The organism is Streptomyces sp. NBRC 110611 (assembly GCF_001590865.1).
GTDB lineage: Bacteria > Actinomycetota > Actinomycetes > Streptomycetales > Streptomycetaceae > Streptomyces.
The window spans coordinates 210,102-217,905 of sequence record NZ_BBUY01000006.1; the positions used below are offsets into that span (position 1 = coordinate 210,102).

The 7,804-nt window shown below is 70.9% G+C and carries 6 protein-coding genes and 1 pseudogene; 5 read left to right on the forward strand and 2 right to left on the reverse strand.

From position 1 onward, the window contains the following. From AZE13_RS16565 to AZE13_RS16580, 4 genes are all read left to right on the forward strand, one after another. The coding region (locus AZE13_RS16565) for a DUF993 family protein (protein ID WP_066931752.1) at window positions 1-842 on the forward strand (842 nt) is incomplete at its 5' end. Then, a complete protein-coding gene (locus AZE13_RS16570) occupies window positions 839-1,690 on the forward strand; it encodes a sugar phosphate isomerase/epimerase family protein (RefSeq protein WP_066931754.1) in 852 nt (283 codons plus the stop codon). The genes AZE13_RS16565 and AZE13_RS16570, both read left to right, overlap by 4 nt. A gap of 226 nt (window positions 1,691-1,916) precedes the next feature. After that, window positions 1,917-4,127 (forward strand): ATP-dependent RecD-like DNA helicase, encoded by a 2,211-nt coding sequence (locus AZE13_RS16575; RefSeq protein ID WP_066931756.1) that lies wholly within the window; start codon window positions 1,917-1,919, stop codon window positions 4,125-4,127. 177 nt (window positions 4,128-4,304) lie between these two features. Further along, a complete protein-coding gene (locus AZE13_RS16580) occupies window positions 4,305-5,594 on the forward strand; it encodes a citrate synthase (protein WP_066931758.1) in 1,290 nt (429 codons plus the stop codon). Window positions 5,595-6,149: 555 nt separating this feature from the next. Here AZE13_RS16580 and AZE13_RS16585 read toward each other — a convergent pair. Continuing rightward, window positions 6,150-6,437, reverse strand: a complete 288-nt coding sequence (locus tag AZE13_RS16585; RefSeq protein WP_066931760.1) for a heavy-metal-associated domain-containing protein — start codon at window positions 6,435-6,437, stop codon at window positions 6,150-6,152. Between the two features lie 182 nt (window positions 6,438-6,619). Here AZE13_RS16585 and AZE13_RS38150 point away from each other — a divergent pair. After that, window positions 6,620-7,039 (forward strand): annotated as a pseudogene (locus AZE13_RS38150) (DedA family protein); the annotation flags it as partial. Window positions 7,040-7,136: 97 nt separating this feature from the next. On the opposite strand, the gene AZE13_RS38155 reads toward AZE13_RS38150, so the two are convergent. Next, a partial coding sequence (locus tag AZE13_RS38155) for a Gfo/Idh/MocA family oxidoreductase (RefSeq protein ID WP_258527837.1) occupies window positions 7,137-7,804 on the reverse strand: 668 nt, incomplete at its 5' end.

The following is a 7,804-nucleotide window of genomic DNA, read 5'->3' on the forward strand; positions in this document are numbered from 1 at the left end:
CCTGTGGGGCGGGCACCGACCAACTGCCGCCCCGGGGGGCCTCCTTGGCGGACGTCCGGGCGGCCTACGAGGAGCAGCTCGGGCTGGTCGAGGACGCCGGTGCCCGGCCGGTTCTGCTGGCGTCCCGCCAGCTCGCCGCGGCCGCCACCGGACCGCACGACTACCACGAGCTCTACGGTCACCTCCTGCGCCAGACCGCCCGCCCGGTGATCCTGCACTGGCTCGGCCCGCTCTTCGACCCGGCGTTGCGCGGCTACTGGGGCAGCGCCGAACTCGACGGCGCCACCGAGACGTTCCTGCGGATCATCGCCGCGCACCCGGACAAGGTGGACGGCGTCAAGGTCTCCCTCCTGGACGCCGGCCACGAAGTGCGGCTGCGCCGGAGGCTGCCACCGGGCGTGCGCTGCTATACGGGCGACGACTTCCACTACCCCGAGCTGATCGCGGGCGACGACCACGGCTTCAGCCACGCCCTGCTGGGCGTCTTCGACCCGCTCGCCCCGTTGGCCGCCGGGGCCGTCCGCCGCCTCGACGCCGGGGACACGTCCGGGTTCCGCGCCCTCCTGGACCCGACCGTCCCGCTCGCCCGCCACCTCTTCCAGGCGCCCACCCGCTACTACAAGACCGGGGTGGTCCTGCTCGCCTGGCTGGCGGGCCAGCAGGACCACTTCACCATGGTGGGCGGCCTCCAGTCGGCCCGCTCCCTGCCGCATCTCCGCCGCGCGTACGAACTGGCCGACGGGCTCGGCCTGTTCCCGGACCGGGAGCTGGCCGCGGCGCGGATGCGCGGCCTGCTCGCGGTCCACGGCGCCGAGGACATGATCACGGACGGAACCTCATGACCGACCGCACCGCCACCGCCGCCCTCCTCGCTCGCCTGAGTCTCAATCAGCAGACCGTCAGACAGTGGTCGCTGCCGGAACTGGCCGACGGCTGTGCGCGGGCGGGCGTGGGTGGCGTGGGACTGTGGCGCGGGCCGGTGCAGGAGTACGGGGTGGCCGCCGCCGCCCGGCTCGTACGGGATGCCGGGCTGCGGGTCACCAGCCTGTGCCGGGGCGGGTTCCTCACGGCTCCGGACCCCGGAGAGCGGGCGGCGGCGCTGGCCGACAACCGGGCGGCGGTCGACGAGGCGGCCGCCCTGGGGACGGACACCCTGGTGCTGGTCTCCGGAGGGCTGCCGCCCGGCAGCCGGGACCTGCCCGGTGCCCGGGAGCGGATCGCGGACGCGCTGCGCGAGTTGGCGCCGTACGCCGGCGAGCGGGGCGTACGGCTGGCGGTCGAACCGCTGCACCCCATGTACGCGGCGGACCGCTGTGTGGTCTCCACGCTCGCACAGGCGCTGGACATCGCCGAGCGGTTCCCGGCCGGCCAGGTGGGCGTCGTCGTGGACACCTATCACCTGTGGTGGGACGACACGGTCGGCGCCCAGATCGACCGGGCCGGCGCCGCCCGCATCGCCGCGTTCCAGCTCGCCGACTGGGTGACCCCGCTGCCCGAGGGGGCCCTCCTGGGGCGCGGGCAGCTGGGGGACGGGGCGGTGGATCTGCGGTGGTTCCGGGAGCGGGTGGACGCGGCCGGCTACCGGGGGCCGATCGAGGTGGAGATCTTCCGTCCGGCGCTGTGGGCGCGGGACGGCGCCGAGGTGCTGGCCGAGGTCGTGCGACGCTTCCGGACCCACGTCGGCCGGTGAACGGAATTCGCACATCCGGTGACGGGGAAATAACTCTGCGGAAGCGTGCAACCGTTGGTGGCCGCCCGTAGTCATAGCTGACGCTGGTCCCGGCAGGGGAGGGTCCGGGGGGATCCGGGGGGTCCGGGACCGGCATGGGGGGGAATCGAGGGGCCCGGCCATCGGACGGGCCCCTCGAGGTGTCACCGGCATCCGCACTGTCGGACCCCGGCGGTACGGTCGGGGCATGGTCAACCCAGCAGTGGTGGAAGGGGTCCTCGAGCGGATCACCTACGCCAATGAGGAGAACGGCTATACGGTCGCGCGCGTCGACACCGGCCGTGGCGCCGGCGACCTGCTGACCGTCGTCGGGGCGCTGCTGGGGGCCCAGGTGGGCGAGTCCCTGCGGATGGAGGGCCGTTGGGGCTCGCATCCGCAGTACGGCAAGCAGTTCACCGTCGAGAACTACACGACCGTCCTGCCCGCCACGGTCCAGGGGATTCGCCGCTACCTCGGCTCCGGCCTGGTCAAGGGGATCGGGCCGGTCTTCGCCGACCGCATCACCCAGCACTTCGGCGTGGAGACCCTGACGGTCATCGAGGAGGAGCCGAAGCGGCTCATCGAGGTCCCCGGCCTCGGCCCCAAGCGCACCAAGAAGATCGCCGACGCCTGGGAGGAGCAGAAGGCGATCAAGGAGGTGATGCTCTTCCTCCAGAGCGTCGAGGTGTCGACGTCGATCGCGGTGCGGATCTACAAGAAGTACGGCGACGCCTCGATCTCGGTCGTCAGGAACGAGCCCTACCGACTCGCCGCCGACGTCTGGGGCATCGGCTTCCTGACCGCCGACCGCATCGCCCAGTCGGTCGGCATCCCGCACGACAGCCCCGACCGCGTCAAGGCGGGCCTGCAGTACGCCCTGTCGCAGTCCACCGACCAGGGCCACTGCTTCCTGCCCGAGGAGCAACTGATCGCGGACGCGGTGAAGTTGCTCCAGGTGGACACGGGCCTGGTCATCGACTGTCTGGGAGAGCTGGCCGCGGACCCGGAGGGCGTGGTCCGGGAGAAGGTGCCGGGCGGGGAGGACGGCGTGCCGGTCACCGCCGTCTATCTGGTGCCGTTCCACCGCGCCGAGATCTCGCTCGCCGGGCGGCTGACCCGGCTGCTGCGGACGGACGAGGACCGGATGCCGGCGTTCCGGGATGTCGACTGGGACCGGGCGCTGGCCTGGCTGGCGCGGCGTACGGGCGCCGAGCTGGCCCCCGAGCAGCGGGAGGCGGTGCGGCTGGCGCTGACGCGGAAGGTCGCGGTGCTCACGGGCGGGCCCGGCTGCGGTAAGTCCTTCACGGTCCGGTCCATCGTCGAGCTGGCCCGCGCAAAGAAGGCCAAGGTGGTGCTGGCGGCGCCTACGGGCCGGGCGGCCAAGCGACTCTCGGAACTCACCGGGACGGAGGCGTCCACGGTCCACCGCCTCCTGGAGCTCAAGCCCGGCGGGGACGCCGCCTACGACGCCGACCGGCCGCTGGACGCCGATCTGGTGGTCGTCGACGAGGCGTCCATGCTGGATCTCCTGCTGGCCAACAAGCTCGTCAAGGCGGTGCCGCCGGGCGCCCATCTGCTGCTGGTGGGGGACGTCGACCAGCTGCCGTCCGTCGGCGCCGGCGAGGTGCTGCGGGACCTGCTGGCCGAATCCGGCCCGGTGCCGGCGGTGCGGCTGACCCGGATCTTCCGGCAGGCCCAGCAGTCCGGAGTGGTCACCAACGCCCACCGGATCAACTCCGGCACCCCGCCCCTGACCAGCGGGCTGACCGATTTCTTCCTGTTCGCGGAGGAGGACAATGAAGAGGCCGGACGGCTGGCCGTCGATGTCGCGGCCCGCCGGATCCCGGCGAAGTTCGGCCTCGACCCGCGCCGGGACGTCCAGGTGCTGACCCCGATGCACCGCGGTCCGGCCGGTGCCGGTGCCCTGAACGGGCTGCTCCAGCAGGCGGTCACCCCGGCCCGCCCCGATGTGCCCGAGCGCCGCTTCGGCGGCCGGGTCTTCCGCGTCGGCGACAAGGTCACCCAGATCAGGAACAACTACGAAAAAGGCCGCAACGGAGTCTTCAACGGCACGGTCGGTGTGGTCACCTCCCTGGACCCGGAGGAGCAGCGGCTGACCGTCCGCACCGACGAGGATGAGGAGGTCCCCTACGACTTCGACGAACTCGACGAACTCGCGCACGCCTATGCCGTGACGATCCATCGCTCGCAGGGTAGTGAGTATCCAGCGGTGGTGATTCCGGTCACCACGAGCGCCTGGATGATGCTGCAGCGCAATCTGCTGTATACCGCCGTCACCCGGGCGAAGCGCCTGGTCGTCCTGGTCGGCTCCCGCAGGGCCCTGGGTCAGGCCGTCCGCACGGTTTCCGCCGGTCGGCGGTGTACGGCGCTGGCTCACCGGCTCGCCGGGGCGATGTGAGGTGACTCCTCTTTCGTAATCGGGGCGAAGCGGAGCAGGATGGGACACTTACGCGGCACTGAGTGCCGCGATGAGGCCCTATGGCCGACCCCGAGTGCACATCCAAGGTCCAAATGGGGGAAGGTATAGGCAGTCAGGGCACCTCGAAGAAGAGGCACAACGTCGGTGAGGGATGACGTGAGCGACAACTCTGTAGTACTGCGTTACGGGGACGGCGAATACAGCTACCCGATCGTCGAGAGCACCGTTGGCGACCAGGGCTTCGATATCTCGAAGCTGCGCGCCGAGACCGGTCTGGTGACCCTGGACTCCGGTTACGGCAACACCGCGGCGTATAAATCCGCGATCACCTATCTCGACGGCGAGCAGGGCATCCTTCGCTACCGCGGATACCCGATCGAGCAGCTCGCGGAGCGCAGCACGTTCGTCGAGACCGCGTACCTCCTCATCAACGGCGAGCTGCCCACCGTCGATGAGCTGGCGAACTTCAAGCAGGACATCACGTACCACACCCTGCTCCACGAGGACGTCAAGCGGTTCTTCGACGGCTTCCCCCGGGACGCCCACCCGATGGCGATGCTGTCGTCGGTCGTCAGCGCGCTGTCGACCTTCTACCAGGACAGCCACAACCCGTTCGACGACCAGCAGCGCCACATCTCCACGATCCGGCTGCTGGCCAAGCTGCCGACGATCGCGGCGTACGCGTACAAGAAGTCCGTCGGCCACCCGGTCGTCTACCCGCGCAACGACCTCGGCTACGTCGAGAACTTCCTGCGGATGACCTTCTCGGTGCCCGCCGCCGAGTACGAGCTCGACCCGGTCGTGGTCAGCGCCCTGGACAAGCTGCTGATCCTGCACGCCGACCACGAGCAGAACTGCTCCACGTCGACGGTGCGCCTGGTCGGCTCCTCGCAGGCGAACCTCTTCGCCTCGATCTCGGCCGGCATCAACGCCCTGTGGGGCCCCCTGCACGGTGGCGCCAACCAGTCCGTGCTGGAGATGCTGGAGCGCATCCAGCGCGACGGCGGCGACGTCGACGCCTTCATCCGCAAGGTGAAGAACAAGGAAGACGGCGTGAAGCTGATGGGCTTCGGGCACCGCGTCTACAAGAACTTCGACCCCCGGGCGAAGATCATCAAGGCGGCGGCGCACGATGTCCTCTCCGCGCTCGGCAAGTCCGACGAGCTGCTGGACATCGCCCTCAAGCTGGAGGAGCACGCGCTCTCCGACGACTACTTCGTCTCGCGCAAGCTCTACCCGAACGTCGACTTCTACACCGGCCTGATCTACCGGGCCATGGGCTTCCCGACCGAGATGTTCACCGTGCTCTTCGCGCTCGGCCGGCTGCCCGGCTGGATCGCCCAGTGGCACGAGATGATCAAGGAGCCCGGTTCCCGTATCGGCCGCCCGCGGCAGATCTACACCGGCGTCGTCGAGCGCGACTTCGTGCCGGTCGAGCAGCGCTGACACCTGGCGCAAACGAAAGCGCCCCGCCTCCGGATCCCCCCACGGGTCCAGAGTGCGGGGCGCTTCCCATTTCCCCGGTTGGATTCCCCCCACGGGATCCGTCCGGGCGCTTCGGGTGCACCGCGAACTGCCGGGACGCGCACATCGGGAGGGCCGCTCAAAGCTCCCCGGGCACGTCGCCCCGGCTACGCGTGGCCGGGCATGATCCCCCAAGATCAGCACGACCGTGGCCGTGCAGGCCCCGCCGGGGTGCCTGCACTGCCCGGTTAGACTCGCGACCCCCCTCAATGGTTACGTTCCGATGAGTGTGATCTGAGTCTCTTGCCATATGGGGGTGAATGCGGTCAAGGGGTGCGATCTGGAGATTGATGCTCCGAGGTATGAGTATTGTGCCCCGGTGCGTTGATGTTGTGACGGTTGTAAAGGTCCCGTGAAGGCCTCTGGTCGCAAGCCGTCACCTGTGGTCGCAAGTCGTCACAGTGACGGCGCGGCGCAGGCCGCGCGGCCACGGGTGGCCGGCTCGACCTGCGCCTGTCCGGAGGGTCGGGCCGTGACTCAGGTCGCCTGCCCCGCAAGCTCATAACCGGCCTCGTCGACGGCCGCGCGTACGGCCTCTTCGTCCAGCGGCGCCTCGGACGTGACGGTCACCAGGCCGGTGGCCGCGGCTGCCTGGACCGAGCTGACGCCGTCGATCTCGCCGATCTCGGACGACACCGCCCCCTCGCAATGGCTGCAGGTCATGCCGGTGACCCGGTACGTGGTGGTCACCTCGCCGGCCTGGATGTCGGTGCCGCCGGAGTCGCAGGAGCCTTCCGGGGTGCAGCAGGAGCCGTTCTCGGTCATGGGGGATTCTCCTTGTGGTGCCGATGTCGTGCCGATGTGGTGCCGATGTGGTGCCGGGCCAACTTTATACCCCTAGGGGGTATCGATCCAGCCCTCGCCACGCCCATGACGTTTGCCGAGCGCCGCAGCGCGCGTCAGCCTTGGGGGTACGGACTCGGGGGCGGATCCGAGGAGGCGGCCGGATGGACGTACTCGCCCTCTACGGCCTGCTGGTGCTCACGACCCTGCCCCCGCTGGTCCCGAACTCCGGCCTGCTCGTCTCGGCCGGTGTGCTCGCCTCCCGTGGGGAGCTGTTCCTCCCGCTGGTCCTCCTGGCCGTCGCGGGCAGCGCCCTGCTCGGGGACCTGCTGATGTACGTCGCCGCGCGACGGTTCGGCGGGCCGGTACGCGCCTGGCTGCGGCGCAGCCCCCGCCGCCGGGCGCTGCTGGAGTGGACCTCGCAGCGGATCGAACGCTACGGCGTGCCGTTCGTGATCGCCGTACGGTTCCTGCCGAGCGGCCGGATCGCGGGGGCGCTGGCGTCCGGGATTCTGCGCTATCCGCCGCGCAAGTACGCGCTCGGCGCCGCAATCGCCGAACTGACCTGGGCCACGTACTCGGTCGGCCTGGGCTACCTCGGCAGCGCCACCGCGGGCCACCCGCTGCACGCCGCCGGCGTCGGCCTGGGCGTCTCCTGCGCGGTGGCCGCCGTCGGCAGCGTCATCCAGTGGGCGAGCCGCCGCCGGGCGCGCCAGGAGCGGCGCGGACGTCGGCGACCGCGACCGGTGCGCCGGTCCGGCGCGAGCGCTCGCAGGCCTCGGCCACGTAGAGCGCCTCCAGCGCCTCCGCCGGTGTGCACGGGCTCGGTGCGCGACCGGCGGCGACCTCGATGAAGGCGCCCAGCTCGGTGACGTAGGCGTCGTGGAAGCGCTCCATGAAGGTGGCGTACGGGTCGGCCGCCCGCCGCCAGGACAGCCGCGGCTCCGGTTCCGCGGACGGCAGCGGGGCCCGGTCGTCGAGGCCGACGAAGCGCGCGCCCTCGGAGCCGCAGACCTCCAGCCGCACATCGTGGCCCGCCCCGTTGTAACGCGTCGCGGTAACGGTCGCCAGGGTGTCGTCGTCGAAGCGCAGCAGCGCCGCGCAGGTGTCCACATCGTCGGCCTCGGCGAAGAAGGGCGCACCACGGTTGCCGCCCTGGGCGTAGACCGAGACCACCTCGCGGCCGGTCAGCCAGCGCAGGATGTCGAAGTCGTGGATGGAACAGTCCCGGAACAGCCCGCCGGAGGTGGGGAGGAAGGCCGGCGGCGGCGGGGTCCGGTCGCTGGTGCAGGCGCGCAGGGTGTGCAGCCAGCCCAGTTCGCCCGACCGCAGGGCCGCACGGGCGGCGC